The organism is Pseudomonas sp. S9, from assembly GCF_000222125.1.
Classification (GTDB): Bacteria; Pseudomonadota; Gammaproteobacteria; order Pseudomonadales; family Pseudomonadaceae; genus Aquipseudomonas; species Aquipseudomonas segetis.
Map to the genome: position 1 here is coordinate 304,221 of NZ_AFFX01000005.1, position 17,585 is coordinate 321,805.

Sequence of the window (17,585 nt, forward strand, 5' to 3'; positions counted from 1 at the left end):
TTGCTAGCTAGAAGCTGGTGATTGTCAGTAGAAATGTCTGAAGGACTGATGGGTGAAAGTCCCAGCCGGCGTGGCTTTGAGCTTTCCCGACCAAGGCCGTCTCTGTCTAGGGCAAGTCATTTTCTAGCGATAGTCGAGACCATGGCGAGAATGGCTGTCGTAACAGCTTGTTGTTGAAACTGGTATTTTTCAGGGAAGCCACAAGGCAACAGTTATGGTCTTTGACGATCGTCAGGACAATGCTGTGACTTTAAGGTCGAAGATGAGAGGCATGTGCAGCATTCTGCAGTGCAAACATCATTGCCGTTTGGTAGGCAAAAATCTTTGTTTGGATGGTGATCACGCCGATTGGTCTCACACGTGAACAGTTTGATAAGTGCTGGCCCCAGCTCGGGTTGACGGCCGCACATGCGTCGTCAGTACGGATCAATAATTCCACGATACTGTGGTTTTTGACAAGCGGAAAAATGGCCCGGCTGCGTGCCGGTCACACCCTTGGTGCTAGGTGCACAAAAGGTTCACTTTTGTGAACTTTATTCAGGGAAGAACGAGGGCGGTTCATTAAAAAGCGTTCAGGTGGATGAAAAGTTCATTTTTGTGCACTTAAACCAGCCGTTAGCAAACAGCTCAAGCATCAGGACATTGCTGTAGTGCGTTAAAGATTCACATTTCTGAACTTCCAGTCGCTCCGGGAGGGGGAGCAATAATTGGCACGGCTCTTAGCTGACTTGACTCGGCCAGAATGCCAATATGCAAACACCTTAATGCATGCCTCGTAGCTATCCCCAAGATAGAGCCGTGGCATCAGCCGAGCTTAGGAGGCGCAAAGAATGCAGTTTGTCGCTAATGGCCCTGATATTCCCGATGAGTTATTGCAGGCTCATGAGGAGGGGCGCGTAGTTTTTTTCTGCGGTGCCGGCATTTCCTATCCCGCAGGTCTACCTGACTTCAAGGGGTTGGTGGAGCAGATATATAAGAAAGCTGGCACAACACGCACCGCCATCGAGCAGGGGGCGTTTGCCCGTAACCAGTTCGATGCCACGCTTGACCTGCTGGAGCGACGCCTTCCAGGGCAACGACTCGCCGTCCGGCAAGTCTTGGCGCAAGTCCTGAAGCCCAAGTTGCGTCGCCAAGGTGCAACAGAAACCCATGCAGCCCTGTTGAGATTGGCCCGCAATCGTGAGGGAGCTTTGCGCCTCGTGACCACCAACTTCGATCGCGTGTTTGACACGGCAGCCAAACGCACGGGGCAACCGTTCCAGGCATATTCCGCGCCGATGCTACCCATTCCAAAGAACAGTCGCTGGAACGGGCTGGTCTATTTGCATGGCCTACTACCCAAAAAGGCGGATGACACTGCATTGAACCGCCTGGTGATGACCAGCGGTGATTTCGGCCTTGCATACCTCACGGAACGCTGGGCCGCTCGCTTTGTGAGCGAACTCTTCCGCAATTATGTGGTGTGCTTCGTCGGGTACAGCATCAATGACCCGGTGCTGCGCTACATGATGGATGCACTAGCTGCCGATCGAATGCTGGGCGAAATAACGCCGCAGGCCTGGGCATTGGGCGATTGTGAACCAGGGCAAGAAGAAGGCAAGACTATCGAGTGGGAAGCTAAGGGCGTTATCCCAATCTTGTACGATGTTCCTGCCGGCAGTTATGACCATTCGGCGCTGCACAAGACCTTGCACGCTTGGGGAGAAACTTACCGTGATGGTGTGCTGGGCAAGGAGCGCATTGTCGTCAGCCATGCCCTTGCAAGGCCATCGGCCAGTACGCGACAGGATGATTTTGTTGGCCGGATGCTTTGGGCTCTGTCTGACAAATCCGGGCTGCCAGCCCGACAGTTCGCGGAGTTCAATCCTACTCCATCGCTGGACTGGCTATTTGATGCGTTTTCGCAGGAGCGCTATCAACATGGTGATCTAATCCGTTTCGGCGTATCACCTAGCAACGAGATTGATACCAAACTGCGCTTCAGCTTAGTTCGTCGTCCGTCACCGTATACCCTAACGCAGACAATGATGCTGGTATCTGGGGGCACCTCGGCCTCCCAGTGGGACGCTGTCATGTTTCAACTTTCCCGCTGGTTGGTGAGACACTTAAATGATCCGCAGTTGATCATTTGGATCGCGGAACGAGGCGGGCAACTGCATGGTCGCTGGCCCTGGCTGATTGAGGATCGGCTGAATGAGTTTGCACGCCTTGAGCGCGAGGGCAAAACATCCGAGCTGGATGAAATCCGTAGTAATGCACCCAATGCCATGCCTGCGCCGCTGATGCGAATCTTGTGGGGTCTGCTCCTCAGCGGGCGGGTAAAGTCGCCGTGGCGCGAAGCGGATCTATACCGCTGGAAAGATCGCTTGGAGCGGGATGGTCTGACAACCACGTTGCGACTTGAGCTCCGCGAGGTACTTGCGCCTGTGGTTAGATTGAAGGAGCCATTCCGCTGGGGCGAAGAGTCCCAAACCTCAGATGAGCCCACACGCATAAGGCAGTTGGTGGACTGGGACTTGGTTCTGGCCGCAGATCACGTTAACTCTATGCTTCGGGATATTTCAGGCGACAGGTGGGAGTCAGCCTTACCGTCATTGCTGGAGGACTTTCAGCTACTACTGCGTGATGCGCTAGACCTGCTGGGTGAGTTAGGCGAAGCCGATGATCGTAGTGATCGGTCTTATTGGGATCTGCCATCGATAACCCCACACTGGCAAAACCGTGGTTACCGTGACTGGGTCTCGCTGATCGAACTTCTGCGCGATGCGTGGTTGGCGGTTCGTGGGGTTAATGCTGCCCGTGCTACAACGATCGCGCGGGCATGGTTTGAACTCCCCTACCCGACGTTCAAACGCCTGGCCTTCTTCGCTGCTAGCCAGGATAACTGTATCGTCCCTGAGCACTGGGTGGACTGGCTGCTCAGCGATGGAGCTTGGTGGTTGTGGGCTTCGGATACGAAGCGAGAGGTATTCCGGCTCTTGGTACTGCAAGGTCACCGATTGGAGCAGCCTGTCCAGGGGGCTTTGGAGGCGGCTATCTTGGCTGGGCCGCCGCGCGAGATGTACCGAGATGACCTTGAACCGGATCGTTGGCATGACTTGGTCGAGCATTCTGTGTGGCTGCATTTATCCAAATTAAACGCTTCAGGGCTCGCGCTGAGCGATGCCGCCACAGTGCGCTTGGCCGACCTTTCACGTGCTTATCCGCGGTGGCAATTGGCACCCAATGAGCGCGACGAGTTCTCGCATTGGATGAGTGGCACCGGTGACCCGGACTATGAAAACAATCGAGAAGTCGATATAGCGCCACACAAACGGCGTGAACTCGTCCAGTGGCTCAAGCAGCCAGCGTCCAGTCCACACCCCTTCCACGAGGACACCTGGCGTGAGGTCTGTCGAAAACATTTACTGAACAGCCTATTTGCGTTGAGTGACTTGGCGCAAGAGGATCTATGGCCTGTGGCGCGCTGGCGAGAGGCACTACAAGTTTGGAGCGAAAAGGGACGGGTGTTGCGGTCTTGGCGCTACGTTGCACCGCTTGTTCAGAACATGCCGGACGCTGTGCTACTGGAAATTACGCATGGCGTGACGCACTGGTTGCAGGAAGTTTCTAAGTCGATCAAGCAAGATGAGGCCATGCTGCTAGACCTATGCCGTCGTGTGTTGAGTCTACCGCTTGAGGCTAATTCCGGTATGACGCGAAACGGTGAACCAATCAACGAGCCTGTTTCCGAGGCAATTAACCACCCGATTGGGCACGTTACACAAGCTCTGCTGAACCTTTGGTTAGAGCGTGAGCCAAGCGATAACGATCTGCTTCCAGCAGAAATTGAACCTTTCTTCACTGAGCTCTGCAATATTCAGGTAGATCGGTTCCGCCACGGCAGGGTGCTGCTAGGGGCGAGATTGATCGCGCTCTTCCGAGTGGATCGCCCATGGACCGAACAGCACCTGCTGCCACTGTTCAATTGGGCGGTCGATGGGGTAGAGGCTAGGGCTGTATGGGAGGGCTTCTTGTGGTCGCCTCGTCTGTATCGCCCATTGCTTATCGCATTCAAGTCACAGTTCCTTGATACCGCGCGTCACTACGCCGATTTGGGTGAGCATGCCCAGCAGTACGCCGCTTTTTTGACCTACGCAGCATTAGGGCCGACTGATGGCTACACGATGGAGGAATTCCGAGACGCTATTGGAGTGCTGCCCCAGGAGGGGCTCCAGGAGTCTGCACAAGCGCTCTCGCAGGCTCTTGAAGGAGCGGCTGATCAGCGAGAGGAGTACTGGCGGAACCGTATCCAGCCATTCTGGCAGCACGCCTGGCCCAAGTCGCGCGACCTCGCCACCCCCCGCATTGCTGAATCTCTCGTTCGTTTGAGCATTGCTGCGGGTGCTGAGTTCCCTGCAGCCTTGAGGGCAGTCCAAGACTGGTTACGCCCGATCGAACATCCGCACTATGTGGTACACAGATTGCTGCAGTCCGGGCTATGCAGCCGGTTTCCAGCAGAAGCGTTGCGGTTGCTGAATAACATCATCGAGGATCAGCAGTGGGCACCCCGTGAGTTGAGGCAATCTTTAGAGGCAATTGTGGCGGTAGATCCAAGGCTGGCTCAGGACGCCCAATACCGAAGGCTCTTAGAGTATTCCCGCCAGCGAGGTGGATAAGCCTTATTCGTCAGTCTGAGTTTAAAAACAAGACTTTTTGCTCATGAACTAATGTGCGGTTGTTAAGGCGATTTAGATAGCCAATTTTCCGCATGGCTATAGTTGAGCGTGAGGGATGAAAAAGACCGGTTCCTCAGCTGAAGGCCGCTCTTATATTAATTCATAAAAGTTCTTTTTACAGGCTCAGCCTGAGCCGCATTTCGACGTGATTAGGTTCAAGGAGAGCCATTTAGACGTCGATTGCGGCCTAGGCTGACATGTATCACTCTGAGCTGTGTATAACTCCCTTTCGCAGTTCAAGCTTGCTTCGTAGTTTTTCTTGCATGCTGGTGGGCAGTTCCTCTAAGGCGGCCATTAGTGCATCAAAGTCGATATGTTCTTCTTGCACTTTGACGGTTGGCGTCTGTTTTAGGTGCCGGATACTCACGATCTCTGTACTAGCAAGTTCACCAGTTTCGATCGCGCCTTTGAGATTACTAACCGCGATTGAGGTTTTGCTCGGACTGTATGACCAAGACGCTATGGCTTTGGCTTTACCCTCCTCGTTAGTGATTTGGATTTTTTCTGCGAGTGTGTATCGATTTGAGCGGCCTGTTTTGCTCCTTGTGATGTAGCCCTCAGCCTCGAGTACATCCAGCTCCCGCTTCACTTGGGAGGGGCTAATACCGCCTTTTGCAGCGATCACATCAATGCCAGGCCCCGCTCTTCCAGTGTTGTAATTTGCATGTGATTTGATCACGGCATACACGGTAAAAGCATAAGGCCCTATTTTGGCTACGCCCCCTTGATCGAACATCGCTTTGAAAATGTGAAACCACTGAGTCGGAGCATGATAGTGATTCTGGTTGGTATGCGAGCGCATCTTGGTCTTATTCATTGTTCGTGCTCCTGCGGAGCTGTACACGCGATCGACTAAGAACCCATGCATTTATCTCGGTACTGAGCCATCCGACTGACCTGCTGCTGCCTAGTTCGTATGGAGCAGGAAAGTCACCTGCGGCGATACCTCTGTAGATCGATGAGCGCTTTTTTCCGACTACAAATTCAACTTCAGGGAGGCGCAAGAAGCGTTTTCCGTCTTCGAAGTCAAAGTCTTTGGTGCTACGCATTGCCATGTTTGGGCTCTCGCGCAATAACACTTTTGCCGTCCTCATGGGCAGAAATGTCGAGTGAAAGAAAGTTGACCAACTCAGTGTTGATAGCGCGGAAACTATTTTGTCTCGGCGGTGCTGAGTTTTGTGGTCGGCAGATAGCCTGGGGAAGGCTAACGCGAATGCGCGGAGTTAGACGTGAGAAAATCTAACTGCAACAGGACGGATTATTGGCGTCACTGTCACTTTGTATTTGTCGCTAGTCATAAGACAAGCGTGAAACCGTTCTGCCATCGCAGAAGGGTAAATTTAGAGTGCCTGTTCGGCGAACCCATGTTGTGCATGGCACATGCATAGGTTGTGTATTTTTTACCAGCAATAAGCCAAAGATTGCAACCATCAAACATGAATTTTCACAATTCTCTTATCTTTGTGGCTTTTTACTTTGATGGTGTCGAGGTAGTTAGCCCAAGTCTGCATCATCTCGCGGCGCTCAGGCAAAAATGAAGTGCGGTCATATGCGCGTCCCAGTGGATTTTTGACCGTGTGAGCAAGTTGATGTTCGAGAAGATCGGGGCGAAATCCCAGCACTTCAGCACCAACAGTTCTGGCTGTGGCACGAAAACCGTGTCCGGTCATCTCGTCGCTCCCGATATCCATGCGGCGTAAGGCACTGAGGACGGCGTTGTTGGACATTGGCCGATCACCTCCTCGTGCTGATGGGAAAACATATCGATGCCGGCCGGTAAGTGGTTTCAAGTCGCTTAGAACGGCGACGGCCTGTCGGCTGAGTGGAACCAGGTGGTCTGGTCGATCCTGTTTGGTAGTGGTGAGGCCTTTCATCTTGTGGCCGGGAATCAACCATTCGCCAATATCCAGATCTACCTCCGACCATTCCATGTGTCGCAGATCTCCAGGCCTGCAAAACAGCAGCGGTGCCAGTTTTAACGCACAGCAAACAGGCAGCGTGCCGGTGTAGCTGTCCATTGCTTTGAGCAGTGCGCCGAGTTTTTCAGGATCGGTTACGGCAGCAAAGTGTTTCACTCTTTTGCTCGGAAGCGTGCGCGACAGATTACCTATCTGGTTCGGAGGGGTGATCCCGGCGGCTTCAGAAAACTCGAAAATCTGTTTGTAGATCTGGGCAACACGGCGCGCCGTCTCGCGAGCGCCGCGCTTGATGATGCGCTGGAGGTTTTCGACCAGCATGGGCGTGCTGATACTGCTGATAGGGAGTCTGCCCAACCATGGGTAAGCATTGAGCTCAAGGCGCTGCCGGACCGTGCGTGTGTACTCGGGGTCCCATGAGGACTCGCGAACACTGAGCCATTGCGTAGCAACCGATTCAAAGGTGTGCTGGTGATCGAGTTGGCTGACTACCTTGGCCATACGCCTTTGCAGCGAAGGGTCTTGTCCGCCTGCAAGCTGAACACGAGCGTCATCACGCTTGCGTCGTGCCTCCTGCAGGCCTACCTCAGGATAAACACCAAGCGCCAGGCGCTTTTCCTTTCCTAAAAAGCGGTACTTCAAGCGCCAGTAACGGCCACCTTTGGGCTGCACTTCCAAGTAAAGGCCCTGTGCGTCATAGAGGCGGTAGGGCTTATCTTGGGGCTTGGCGTTGCGGCAATTAATGTCTTTTAAAGGCATTGGGGGCACATCCTCTCCGAGCGAGTTGATGAGCGTTTTATGCCCCCTTACATGCCCCCGTCAACCGTGGGATGCCCTGGGATTAGGTGGGAAAACGCGGGCAAGAAAAAAGCCGTAAAGCTGTGATTTCTCTAGGCTTTACGGCTTTTCTGGGTCTTCCTGGGAAGACTAAATGGTGGAGCCGGGGGTATTTGACCCCCCGTCCGCCAGTTCTCCGCTGTCGGTTCTACATGCTTAGCCGTGTCTATTAAGTTAACCCTTGGCCGCCCGACGGGCAGGGTGCTTTGGGCGAGTTGTGTAAGTTTTAGCCACTTCGTCCACAACGTACTACGCGGCGATTCTGTTCTATATGACAATCATTTCGGGTTTACAGACATCCCCTAATGATTGCTGGAGCCGAAGCTACCAGAAGTGCGACTAGGCTGCTTACGCAGCTAGTTGGGCACCGTAATTGTCATCATTGGCAATTATAAAGTTTGCAACAGTGGATTTACGAGTTCTGTTACCCACTCGGCATGCCCCTCGAGTTTCGCTACCGGCGTCGAATCCTAATCGGCCCCAAACGGTGGTGCGTCTCTAAGACCGCTCTAGTGTACGACAAAGCCCCTGTGTGCGTCGACCGCCAATACTTGATTGCTGAGTCGCCCGCTCTGATGCATGTATGATGGCGACTGCTAGCCATTGGGTCTTCAGGAAGAGGCAAGGGTATGTCATCACGGGTATCGCCCTATCCGCTGCGCCAATGGATATGGCGGGCATTTGTACAGAGCTCGCTGATTCCGCTGGTGCTGGTCGAGTGTGTTTTGATTGCTGTCTACATGCTGAGCAATTCGGCAATACGTGAAGCGCAGATGGGCTATCTGCGTGAAAATGCACTTAGCCAGTTGTCGACCTCCGTCGACCGCGAGCGGCAGGTGATCGAGAGTCGCTTGAGGGGCGTGCAGGTTCAGGTTGAACTGCTACGCGATGCAACCCTGCAGGCGCTGCAGGACAAGGATTTCAAGCCGGATGCCCTTGAGCTTAATCGCTACCGAACGACCCCTGAAGGTATTTACTACTCCCAAGCACTGAAAAATCGTGCGGCATCGTTTTACTCAAACCTGACCCCCTTGGCGCAACAAGATCACGAGAAGGTCCTGCGACTCGCCCAGATTGATCCGCTCCTGCGCTCTATTCATGCGGCGAACCCGACCGTGGGGGCGGCCTATTTCAATCCCTGGGACAGCTACAACCGGATTTACCCCTCTATCGATACGCTTGCGCAATACCCGCGTGACTTCGATATGACCAAGTTCAACTTCTATTACAAGGCTGACGCCGAACACAACCCGCAGCGCAAGACGGTGTGGACCGATATTTATCTCGATCCTGCGGGCCAGGGTTGGGTGATGTCGGCGATTGCGCCGGTGTATCGCGGCGACTTTCTTGAGGGCGTGGCTGGCCTGGATGTCACTGTCAGTGAGTTGATCGAGGAAGTCAGCGATTTGATTGTGCCCTGGAATGGCTATTCCGTGCTTATCGGGCCGCAAAACACCATCATGGTGCTGCCCAAGGCGGGTGAGCAGGATTTTGGCCTGGAGGAGCTTACCGAGGCGTCCTACAGTGGTGCGGTAAGTGCTGAAGTATTGAAGCCCAAGCGCTTCAGCTTGACTGGCCGCAAAGATATGCAATCTCTGCTGGCAGCCATGGAGCAGGGGGATAGCTCGGTGACCGAGACCTATTTAAATGGCCGCAAGCAGTTGGTTGCATGGAGTGAGGTCAAGCAAACGGGTTGGAAGCTGCTATTGGTGGTAGACGAGGTCAATATCTTTCGCGAGACCAACCGTATCGCCAGTCACTACCAGAGTATCGGCTACCTGATGATTGTCGGTTTGCTGCTGTTCTACTTGTTGTTTTTTGGCTGGATGTGGCTGCGCTCCAAGCGGTTGAGCGCTTTGTTGATTGATCCGATTGATGCAATCGTAGGAATGCTGCGTCAACTCGGTGGCGGGCAATACAAGCTGCAAGCGGTGCACAGTGAAATCAATGAACTGGAGTCAATCTCAACCGCAGTGCTGCAGACTGCCGAGCAACTGCAGGCAAGCGAGATCAAGCGCCAGGAAGCTCAAGGCATACTGCAGCTAGTGCTTGAGAGCACGACCGAGAGCTTGTGGGAAGTAGACAGGCAGATGCTGACGATCAGGGTTAGCGAGCGGTTTCGCAAGCGTTTTGGGCTGCCGGCTCAGATGGTCACCTTTACTGATTTCAACCAGCGCTTGCACCCTAATGATGTTGAGCGCCTGCGTCATTTGCGCGAGCGGTTTTCCCAAAGTGATCAAGAACATTTTGAGGCGGAATACCGTTATGCCGATGCTCAGGGTAACTACGTCTGGCTGCTCAGCCGCGGCAAGGTGCTGGAACGTGACGAGCAGGGCCATGCCACTCGTATTGCCGGTACCTATGTCGATGTGACGCGGCTCAAGCTCGCCCAGGAAGAGCTGCGCAGCGCCACATTGGAAGCGCAGTCTGCCAGTCAGGCCAAAAGCCGGTTCCTGTCGAGCATGAGCCATGAGTTGCGAACGCCGCTCAATGCAATCCAGGGGTTTGCCCAACTGATTGAACTCGATACCCAAGGCAAGCCAGGCCGTCAGCAAGAGGCTGACTACGCGCAGGAAATCGTCAACGCCAGCCGGCACCTGACTTCACTGGTTGATGACATTCTTGATCTGTCGAGCATTGAAAGTCGTACCCAGCAATTGCGCATGGAGGCTGTCGACGTTTCCGCCCTGCTACATGGTTGCGCTGAATTGCTCCAGCCTGAAGCGCGGCGTCGTGAGTTGAACATCGATGTGGACATTAACAAGGATGTGTCGCTGTACGTATTCGCAGATGTGCGCAGAGCCAGGCAAGTACTGCTCAATTTCTTGTCTAACGCGATCAAGTACAACGCTCCGCCGGGCAGTATCAGGCTTGGCTACGAGGTGCGTCCCGACTCGGTGCGGTTGTGGGTTTGCGACAGCGGTGATGGGTTGAGCGAGGAGCAGGTCAAGCAGCTGTTCGAACCCTTCCAGCGGCTCGGTCGAGAAAGCTCGAACATTCCTGGCACAGGTATAGGGCTGGTGCTCTGTCGCGAGCTTGCCCATTTGATGGGGGGTGAGATCGGCGTTACCAGCGAGCTGGGGCAGGGCAGCTGTTTCTGGATTGATCTACAGAGCGCCGGAAAGCCGAGCGAGCGCCGGAAAGCCGAGCGAGCGCCAGGATGACGGCTCGCTGGCACAGCAAATACCGCTGGTGCTCTGTGTCGATAACAACCTGGTCATGGCGCAGCTCGCCAATGATGTCTTGCAGGGCTTGGCCAATGTGCGTGGCGCCAGCAGTGCCCAGCAGGCCTTGACTGCGCTCGATGAAGAGCTGCCAGACCTGCTGCTGTTGGACCTCGATTTACCCACTCCAGGCGAAGGGCTGAAGCTGCTCGGCAGTATCCACGGTAATCCGGCGTTCACTGGTTTGCCGATCATCGTGATTAGTGGGCAGTCTGATGAGCATCTTTTTGCGCAGGCGCGGGTGCTGGGTGCCGGGGCGTGCATGGCCAAGCCGGTGGAACTCAAGACCTTGCGTCGTCTGCTGCTGTCGTCGCTGCACCTTGTAAATCAAGCAACTCGTTTATGAACCCTGTAATGCAGGTGCTGCAGCTGTGCAAGGTGTTTGGCGCTGGCATAAAAAAGCCAGCACTCAAGCTGGCTTTCTAACGCTGATGGCGGGGTAACCCGCCACCTGTCGTGGCGCAGTGTTTAGCCTGCGTCGGTATTGGTGTCGCCATTGGGGCCTTTGAGCATCTGCAGTACTTGTTCCGCATGGCTGCCGCATTCTTTCAAATCGCCAGCAGCCTGGGCTTCCTTGGCTGCTTTCAAATGCTCTTCGACCTGCTCTTTCAGCGGGGAGCCCAGCGTGCTGATAACGGCTGAGTTGTCGGTCAGTTTTTGCAGGTTAACGTCACATAGGTCATCTGCTGCAAATACTGGTGCTGTCAGGGCGGCTGCAATAACAAAAGCTGAAATACGTTTCATGATAGTCATCCTTTTCAGTGGTTGATCCCGTGAGCTGACTCAGTCACGCCTACGGAGATTCTCAAGCCAATTTTCAAGAGCTCACTGAAAATGACCCTGTCCACTGATCGAAAGTTCAGATTTTTCCAATTGCCAGGCTTTGGTTGCGGGGGCGACGATTGAGCACATAAAGCCGCACACTTGTGGTCGCAAGTGTGCGGCAAAGGCTTAAATCGAGCGTGGTCGGGAAACCCGGTCAACCAGGTAGACCAGGCCGTGATAGTCAATTCCGGCATGATGGCTCAGGCCAATTTCGCAGGTGCGGCTGGTCGAAATGCCTTCATCGCAGATCTGCACAGCGTCTTTCAAGTCACGCAGCGAGTGGCTGTTGAGCTCCGGTGTCGTAAAGCCCTTGTCACCGGCAAAGCCACAGCAGTGAATGCCTTCTGGAATGACAACCTGGGTTGCGCAGCGCCTGGCAATGTCGATCAAGCCCTGGGCCTCCCCCAGGTGTTGAGTGCTGCAGGTCACGTGCAAGGCAATGGGCTTGGCTTGTGGGGTTATTTCCAGGCGATCAAGCAAATGCTCGCGAATGAATTTCACCGGGTCATGCAGATTGAGCCGTGGATCGATGCCGTCCTGGATCAGGCGTAGCGTGCAGGGGCTGGTGTGGCAGTAGTTTGGATCAAGCCCACCACGGCTGGCTTCGAGCAATGCATTTACCAGCTCAGTTCGTTTACGATCGGCTTGTTCAGGGTAACCTTTGGAGGCGAAAGGCTGGCCGCAGCAGAGGTTTTCCTGGGCGTCGGGGAACACAACCTGATAGCCGGCTTTCTCCAGCAGGCTGCGGGTCTTGTCGATCAGTGGCATTTGCTCGCTGTCACTGAATGCCGGACCCATGGCGCGTGAAACGCAAGCAGCCAGGTAGACCACGCGAGGGCGGGCGTCATTGGCTGGGGGGTGGACGGGTTTGGGGCGTACCGCTTGGGGCATGGCTGGCGTCCATTGTGGAATCCGTTGCCTGGATACATGGCTCAAGCGAGTGGAGAGGCTTTGCAGGCGTGGCGCTCCGAGAAGCTTGCGAACACCGTTGGCCAGTGTCAACGTGGCTCGCGTGCCATTGAGTGCAGTCTCGAAGTGATCGGCAAGCCAATTGGCGGTGCGGGCATGTGTGGCCTCTCCGGCGCGCAACTTACGCACAAGGTCGCCCGTGTTGATGCCTACGGGGCAGCGCTGCGCGCACAAGCCAGTGGCTGCGGCGGTGTCGATGCCCTGATAGTGATAGTCCCGCTCAAGCGCCGTGGTATCGAGGCCTGCACGTTTTTTGGCCTGGATATCACGCCAGATAACAATGCGCTGGCGCGGGCTCAGGGTCAGGCCTTTTGAGGGGCAAACCGGTTCGCAGAAACCGCACTCGATGCACTTGTGGACTTTTTCATCGGCCGCCGGTAATGGCTTGAGGGGCTTCAAGTGAATCTGCGGGTCGGTGCTGAGCACAACATCCGGGTTGAGGATGCCTTGTGGGTCGAGCAGGCGCTTGATTTGCCACATCAATTGATGCGCATCGCGGCCCCATTCCAATTCAACGAACGGCGCCATGTTGCGGCCGGTGCCGTGTTCTGCCTTGAGCGAGCCGCCGAATTCCACCGCCACCAATTGGGCAACGTCTTGCATGAAGGCTTCGTAGCGGGCCACTTGCTCGGGTGAATCAAATGCCTGGGTGAAGACGAAGTGCAGGTTGCCCTCGAGTGCGTGGCCAAAGATGATGGCTTCGCTGTAGGCATGCTTGTCGAACAGCCCAAGCAGGCGATTAACCCCTTCTGCAAGCTGTTCGACCGGAAAGGTGACGTCCTCGATGATGACAGTGGTGCCTGTCTCGCGTACGGCGCCGACGGCCGGGAAGGTGTCTTTGCGGATTTTCCACAGCTGGTTGTAGACCAGTGGGTCGCTGCTGAACTCGACCTGTTTTTCCACCGGGAAATGGCTGATGGAGGCGCTGATCTGGCTCAGTTGCTCGGCCAGCAAGCTCTCGCCCGCGGCGCGCGCCTCAATCAATAATGCGCAGGCGTTGGCGGACAGCGCCTTGACCCACTCCGGCATGCCTTTTTGGTTCTCGACCGAGCGCAAGCTGCGGCGGTCGAGCAGCTCGACGGCGGACACCGGCTGGTTTTTCAGGACAGTGACCGCGCGGCAGCAGGTCTCGACATCCGGGAATACGATCAAGGCGCTGGCTTTGTGCGGATGATCCGGCACCGTGTCGTAAGTGACTGAACTGATAAAGCCTAGGGTGCCTTCGGAGCCGACCATCAGGTGGCTGAGGATATCGAGCGGCTGATCGAAGTCGACCAGTGCGTTGAGTGACAGGCCGGTGGTGTTCTTCAGCCGATACTTGTGGCGGATCTTTGCCGCCAGCTCGGTATTGGCCCGGGTTTGTTGGCCTAGCGCTTTAAGTTGAGCAAGCAGCTCGGCATGGCTTTGTTGAAAGCGCTCAACACTGGCCTGGTCTTCGCTGTCGAACACGCTGCCGTCAGCCAATACCAGGCGAATACCGGCGAGTGTGTGATAACTATTTTGCGCCGTACCGCAGCACATGCCGCTGGCGTTGTTGGCGACTATGCCACCGATCTTGCAGGCATTGATTGAGGCCGGGTCTGGGCCGATCTTGCGCTGGAATGGCGCCAGGACCATATTCGCCTGGGCGCCGATGACGCCGGGCTGCAGGCGAATCTGCGCCCCTTGCTGACGCACTTCCCGTGCGTTCCAGTTGTCACCCAATACGATCAGTACCGAATCGCTAAGGGCCTGGCCGGAAAGGCTGGTGCCTGCGGCACGGAACGTCACCGCCACTTGATGCGTGGCGGCAGACTTCAACAGCTCGACGACTTCTGCCTCTGACTCGACCCGTACCACCAGCTTGGGAACCAGGCGGTAGAAACTGGCGTCCGTGCCAAATGCCAGTGTCGAGAGCGGGTCATCAAACAGGCGCTCGGTCGGAATCAGGCGTTTAACTTCAGTCAGGAATGCAGCAGGCAGGCTCATGCGAGCTCCGTGGGTCATCGGTAGTTGAACGCTGGCATTGGGGCTGGCATGAGCCCCAGTGCCGGGTTTTTATAAGGTTTCAGCGGCCTAGTTCACGCACCAGTGATTCCGCACTGATCTCGCTGATGGATTTAGCGCCAGTGAGCACCATTGCCACGCGCATCTCTTTTTCGATCAGGTCGAGCAGATTGCGTACGCCAGCTTCACCCGCTACCGACAGTGCATAAAGGAAGGCGCGGCCGAGCATTACGCAATCTGCGCCCAGGGCGACCATGCGTACTACATCGAGGCCATTGCGGATGCCCGAGTCGGCAAGGATTTTCAGGTCGCCCTTGACCGCGTCGGCAATGGCTGGAAGCGCACGGGCGCTGGAGAGCACGCCATCGAGCTGGCGACCGCCGTGGTTGGAGACGACGATGCCGTCGGCGCCGAACTTGACCGCATCCTTGGCGTCTTCCGGGTCGAGGATGCCCTTGATGATCATCGGGCCGTCCCAGAAATCACGAATCCACTCCAAGTCTTTCCAGGAGATCGATGGATCGAAGTTGTTCGCCAGCCAGCCGATATAGTCGGCCAACCCGGTTGGGTTGCCACGGTAGGTCGAGATATTGCCCAGGTCATGGGGGCGACCAAGCAAGCCAACATCGAGCGCCCAGGAGGGGTGAGTCACAGCTTGCAACATGCGCCGTGCCGCTGCGTTCGGGCCGCTCATGCCAGAGTGGGCATCACGGTAGCGCGCGCCTGGAGTTGGCATGTCAACGGTAAACACCAGGGTGGTAACCCCGGCGGCCTTGGCGCGCTCAAGGGCGTTTTTCATGAAACCGCGGTCTTTCAATACATACAGCTGGAACCACATGGGGCGGTTGATCGCCGGGGCGACTTCCTCGATCGGGCACACCGAAACGGTCGACAGGGTAAACGGAATGCCCTTGGCATCGGCCGCGCGCGCCGCTTGAACCTCGCCGCGACGGGCGAACATACCGCACAGGCCGACAGGTGCTATCGCCACGGGCATCGACAGGGTTTCATTGAACAGCGTGGTTTCCAGGCTGAGTTCGGACATGTTGCGCAGCACCCGTTGGCGTAGGGCGATGTCGGCCAGGTCGGAAACGTTGCGGCGCAGCGTGTGCTCGGCGTAAGCGCCGCCGTCGGCGTAGTGGAACAAAAATGGTGGAAGCTTGCGTTGGGCAGCAGCGCGGTAATCAGTAGAGGCAGAGATAATCATCAATAAAGCACCCTGTGATGTTGATTATGAGGAGCTTGCCAGGCGGGCGCTGTCCTCAACGATGCGTGCACAGCCTTGCGCGCGCTCTGGAATATAGGGGTTGCTGGCAGCGACATGCCCGGAAATGCCGGGCATGTCGCATGGCAACTGTTACTGCGTGGCCAACAATGGATCACTGATACCCAGGCCATAGATGGCAATCATGGCAATGATGCCGGTCAATAGCACGTAGTACAGCGTAGGCCAGATGGTTTTGCGCAGCGTATTGCCTTCGCGGCCGAGCAGGCCAACGGTAGCCGATGCCGCCACGACGTTATGGATAGCCACCATGTTACCGGCGGCGGCGCCTATGGCTTGCACGGCAACAATCAATGCGCTGGAAAAACCAAGGCTGCTGGCCACGCCAAACTGGAACTGGCTGAACATCATATTGCTGACGGTGTTGGAGCCAGCAATAAATGCGCCCAGGGCGCCGATGCTTGGTGCGAGCAATGGGTAAATCCCGCCAACGCTATCTGCCACCCAGCGCGCCATGACGATTGGCATGCTGCCCAGTTCCGCGCCGTTAACCCCGGAGTTGATGAGGATACGCACCATTGGCACTGTGAACAGCAGGACAAAACCCGCGCTGAGCAATACCGAGCTGGACTCTTTTACCGCAGCCGTCAGTTCGCGTACTTTCATGCCGTGCAGGAAGAAGGTTGCCAATACCACGGTAACCAGGATTCCGCCCGGCAGGTACAGTGGCTGGAAGTTAGCGCTGACGCCGGCTTCGCCCAGCAAGTCCGGGAAGTTGATCACCACGGCCTTAAGCGCGTTGCCAACCTCGGGGAATATGCGGCTGATCACCAGCAATACGCCAACCAGCACATAAGGCAACCAAGCGCGCAGCGAGCTCATTGGCTTTCTGGCCAGTTCATCAAGTTTCATTTCGACCGTGCCGATCCACTCGGCAGGCCAGTCTTTGGCCGGGGCAAAATCCCAGCTTGTTTTCGGCACCAGAAAACCCATGCGCGCAGCGCTGGTAACAATCGCCAAGCCGGTAAGGCCACCAATCAGCGATGGGAATTCAGGGCCGAGGAATACACCGGTCAAGGCGTAGGGGATGGTGAAGGCCAGGCCGGCGAAAATCGCAAACGGCAGTACTTCCAAGCCGGCTTTCCAGCTTTTTTCCCGACCGAAGAAGCGGGTCAGCATCATCGCCATAAAGAGCGGCATCACAGTGCCGACAATGGCATGGATGATTGCCACTTCGCTGGTGATCAACTGCAGGAACTGCGCCCAGGATGAGCCTTGCTCCAGCAGTTGTGCGCCAATCGCATGGCTGTCCAACCCGGTGCTGACAACGACAATAATCGGCGTGCCGACGGCACCGAATGACACGGGTGTGCTTTGCACCAGCATGCCCATCAGCACAGCGGCCATGGCTGGGAAACCAATGGCAACCAGCAGTGGCGCGGCAATCGCCGCCGGCGTGCCAAAGCCTGATGCGCCTTCGATAAAGCAGCCAAACAGCCAGGCGATGATGATCGCCTGAATGCGGCGGTCGGGACTGACGGTGGCAAACCCGGCGCGGATCGCGGTGATGCCGCCAGAATGCTTGAGTGTGTTGAGCAGCAAGATCGCGCCGAAGATGATCCACAGCAGGCCAAGAGTGATCAGCAGGCCTTGCAGGGTTGAGGCCAGGATGCGGGTGAAGCTCATGTCCCAGGCCAGCAAACCGACCGCGGCAGTCAGCAGGTAAACCAAAGGCATGGCCCGTTTAGCTGGCCAGCGCAGGCCTATCAGCAAAATGGCAGCGAGCAAAATAGGCGAGAAAGCGAGTAAAGCGAGTACACCGGAAGTCATCTGTAATCTCCGCTCAGTAGCGCGTAGGTGTGACATGGAGGTGCGAGCGAAGCTG

10 protein-coding genes and 1 other RNA gene are annotated in these 17,585 nt (G+C 56.0%); 3 read left to right on the forward strand and 8 right to left on the reverse strand.

The features are described from left to right. Positions 1-830 precede the first annotated feature (830 nt). Complete coding sequence (gene dsr1 / locus PSES9_RS0112810; RefSeq protein WP_010487507.1) at positions 831-4,658, forward strand: anti-phage defense-associated sirtuin Dsr1; 3,828 nt, start codon at positions 831-833, stop codon at positions 4,656-4,658. A gap of 262 nt (positions 4,659-4,920) precedes the next feature. Here dsr1 and PSES9_RS0112815 read toward each other — a convergent pair whose 3' ends face one another. The 4 genes from PSES9_RS0112815 to ssrA form a co-directional block, all read right to left on the reverse strand. Then, complete coding sequence (locus tag PSES9_RS0112815; protein ID WP_010487508.1) at positions 4,921-5,535, reverse strand: helix-turn-helix domain-containing protein; 615 nt, start codon at positions 5,533-5,535, stop codon at positions 4,921-4,923. After that, positions 5,528-5,812, reverse strand: coding sequence for a helix-turn-helix transcriptional regulator (locus PSES9_RS24615; RefSeq protein WP_338000643.1), 285 nt, complete (start codon positions 5,810-5,812; stop codon positions 5,528-5,530). Before PSES9_RS24615 ends, PSES9_RS0112815 begins: the two co-directional genes overlap by 8 nt. A 336-nt stretch (positions 5,813-6,148) precedes the next feature. Further along, entirely contained in the window at positions 6,149-7,393 is a 1,245-nt protein-coding gene (locus PSES9_RS0112820) for a tyrosine-type recombinase/integrase (RefSeq protein WP_010487511.1), read from the reverse strand. A 173-nt stretch (positions 7,394-7,566) separates the two neighbouring features. Then, positions 7,567-7,953: a transfer-messenger RNA gene (gene ssrA / locus PSES9_RS24620) on the reverse strand. Positions 7,954-8,100: 147 nt separating this feature from the next. Here ssrA and PSES9_RS23520 point away from each other — a divergent pair. Both PSES9_RS23520 and PSES9_RS25330 read left to right on the forward strand, forming a co-directional pair. Continuing rightward, entirely contained in the window at positions 8,101-10,635 is a 2,535-nt protein-coding gene (locus tag PSES9_RS23520) for an ATP-binding protein (protein WP_010487512.1), read from the forward strand. Next, the gene (locus tag PSES9_RS25330) at positions 10,574-11,041 is read left to right on the forward strand and encodes a response regulator (RefSeq protein ID WP_238530388.1); all 468 of its coding nucleotides are present in this window, start codon (positions 10,574-10,576) and stop codon (positions 11,039-11,041) included. Before PSES9_RS23520 ends, PSES9_RS25330 begins: the two co-directional genes overlap by 62 nt. A gap of 122 nt (positions 11,042-11,163) precedes the next feature. Here the strand turns inward: PSES9_RS25330 and PSES9_RS0112840 are convergent, their stop codons facing one another. The 4 genes from PSES9_RS0112840 to PSES9_RS0112855 form a co-directional block, all read right to left on the reverse strand. Further along, a complete protein-coding gene (locus PSES9_RS0112840; RefSeq protein WP_010487516.1) occupies positions 11,164-11,439 on the reverse strand; it encodes a hypothetical protein in 276 nt (91 codons plus the stop codon). 207 nt (positions 11,440-11,646) lie between these two features. Continuing rightward, positions 11,647-14,457 carry an FAD-binding and (Fe-S)-binding domain-containing protein gene (locus PSES9_RS0112845; protein WP_010487519.1) on the reverse strand — a complete coding sequence of 937 codons (2,811 nt, stop codon included), beginning with the start codon at positions 14,455-14,457 and terminating at the stop codon, positions 11,647-11,649. 79 nt (positions 14,458-14,536) lie between these two features. Beyond that, a complete protein-coding gene (gene lldD / locus PSES9_RS0112850; protein ID WP_010487521.1) occupies positions 14,537-15,682 on the reverse strand; it encodes an FMN-dependent L-lactate dehydrogenase LldD in 1,146 nt (381 codons plus the stop codon). Between the two features lie 150 nt (positions 15,683-15,832). After that, on the reverse strand, positions 15,833-17,530 hold the full coding sequence (locus PSES9_RS0112855; RefSeq protein ID WP_010487523.1) for an L-lactate permease: 1,698 nt from the start codon (positions 17,528-17,530) through the stop codon (positions 15,833-15,835). Positions 17,531-17,585 lie beyond the last annotated feature (55 nt).

Bases quoted from the DNA above. Each gene is read 5' to 3' on its own strand.
- dsr1 (WP_010487507.1), top strand. From the start codon at position 831: ATGCAGTTTGTCGCTAATGGCCCTGATATTCCCGATGAGTTATTGCAG.
- PSES9_RS0112815 (WP_010487508.1), bottom strand. From the start codon at position 5,535: ATGAATAAGACCAAGATGCGCTCGCATACCAACCAGAATCACTATCAT.
- PSES9_RS24615 (WP_338000643.1), bottom strand. From the start codon at position 5,812: ATGAGGACGGCAAAAGTGTTATTGCGCGAGAGCCCAAACATGGCAATG.
- PSES9_RS0112820 (WP_010487511.1), bottom strand. From the start codon at position 7,393: ATGCCTTTAAAAGACATTAATTGCCGCAACGCCAAGCCCCAAGATAAG.
- PSES9_RS23520 (WP_010487512.1), top strand. From the start codon at position 8,101: ATGTCATCACGGGTATCGCCCTATCCGCTGCGCCAATGGATATGGCGG.
- PSES9_RS0112840 (WP_010487516.1), bottom strand. From the start codon at position 11,439: ATGAAACGTATTTCAGCTTTTGTTATTGCAGCCGCCCTGACAGCACCA.
- PSES9_RS0112845 (WP_010487519.1), bottom strand. From the start codon at position 14,457: ATGAGCCTGCCTGCTGCATTCCTGACTGAAGTTAAACGCCTGATTCCG.
- lldD (WP_010487521.1), bottom strand. From the start codon at position 15,682: ATGATTATCTCTGCCTCTACTGATTACCGCGCTGCTGCCCAACGCAAG.
- PSES9_RS0112855 (WP_010487523.1), bottom strand. From the start codon at position 17,530: ATGACTTCCGGTGTACTCGCTTTACTCGCTTTCTCGCCTATTTTGCTC.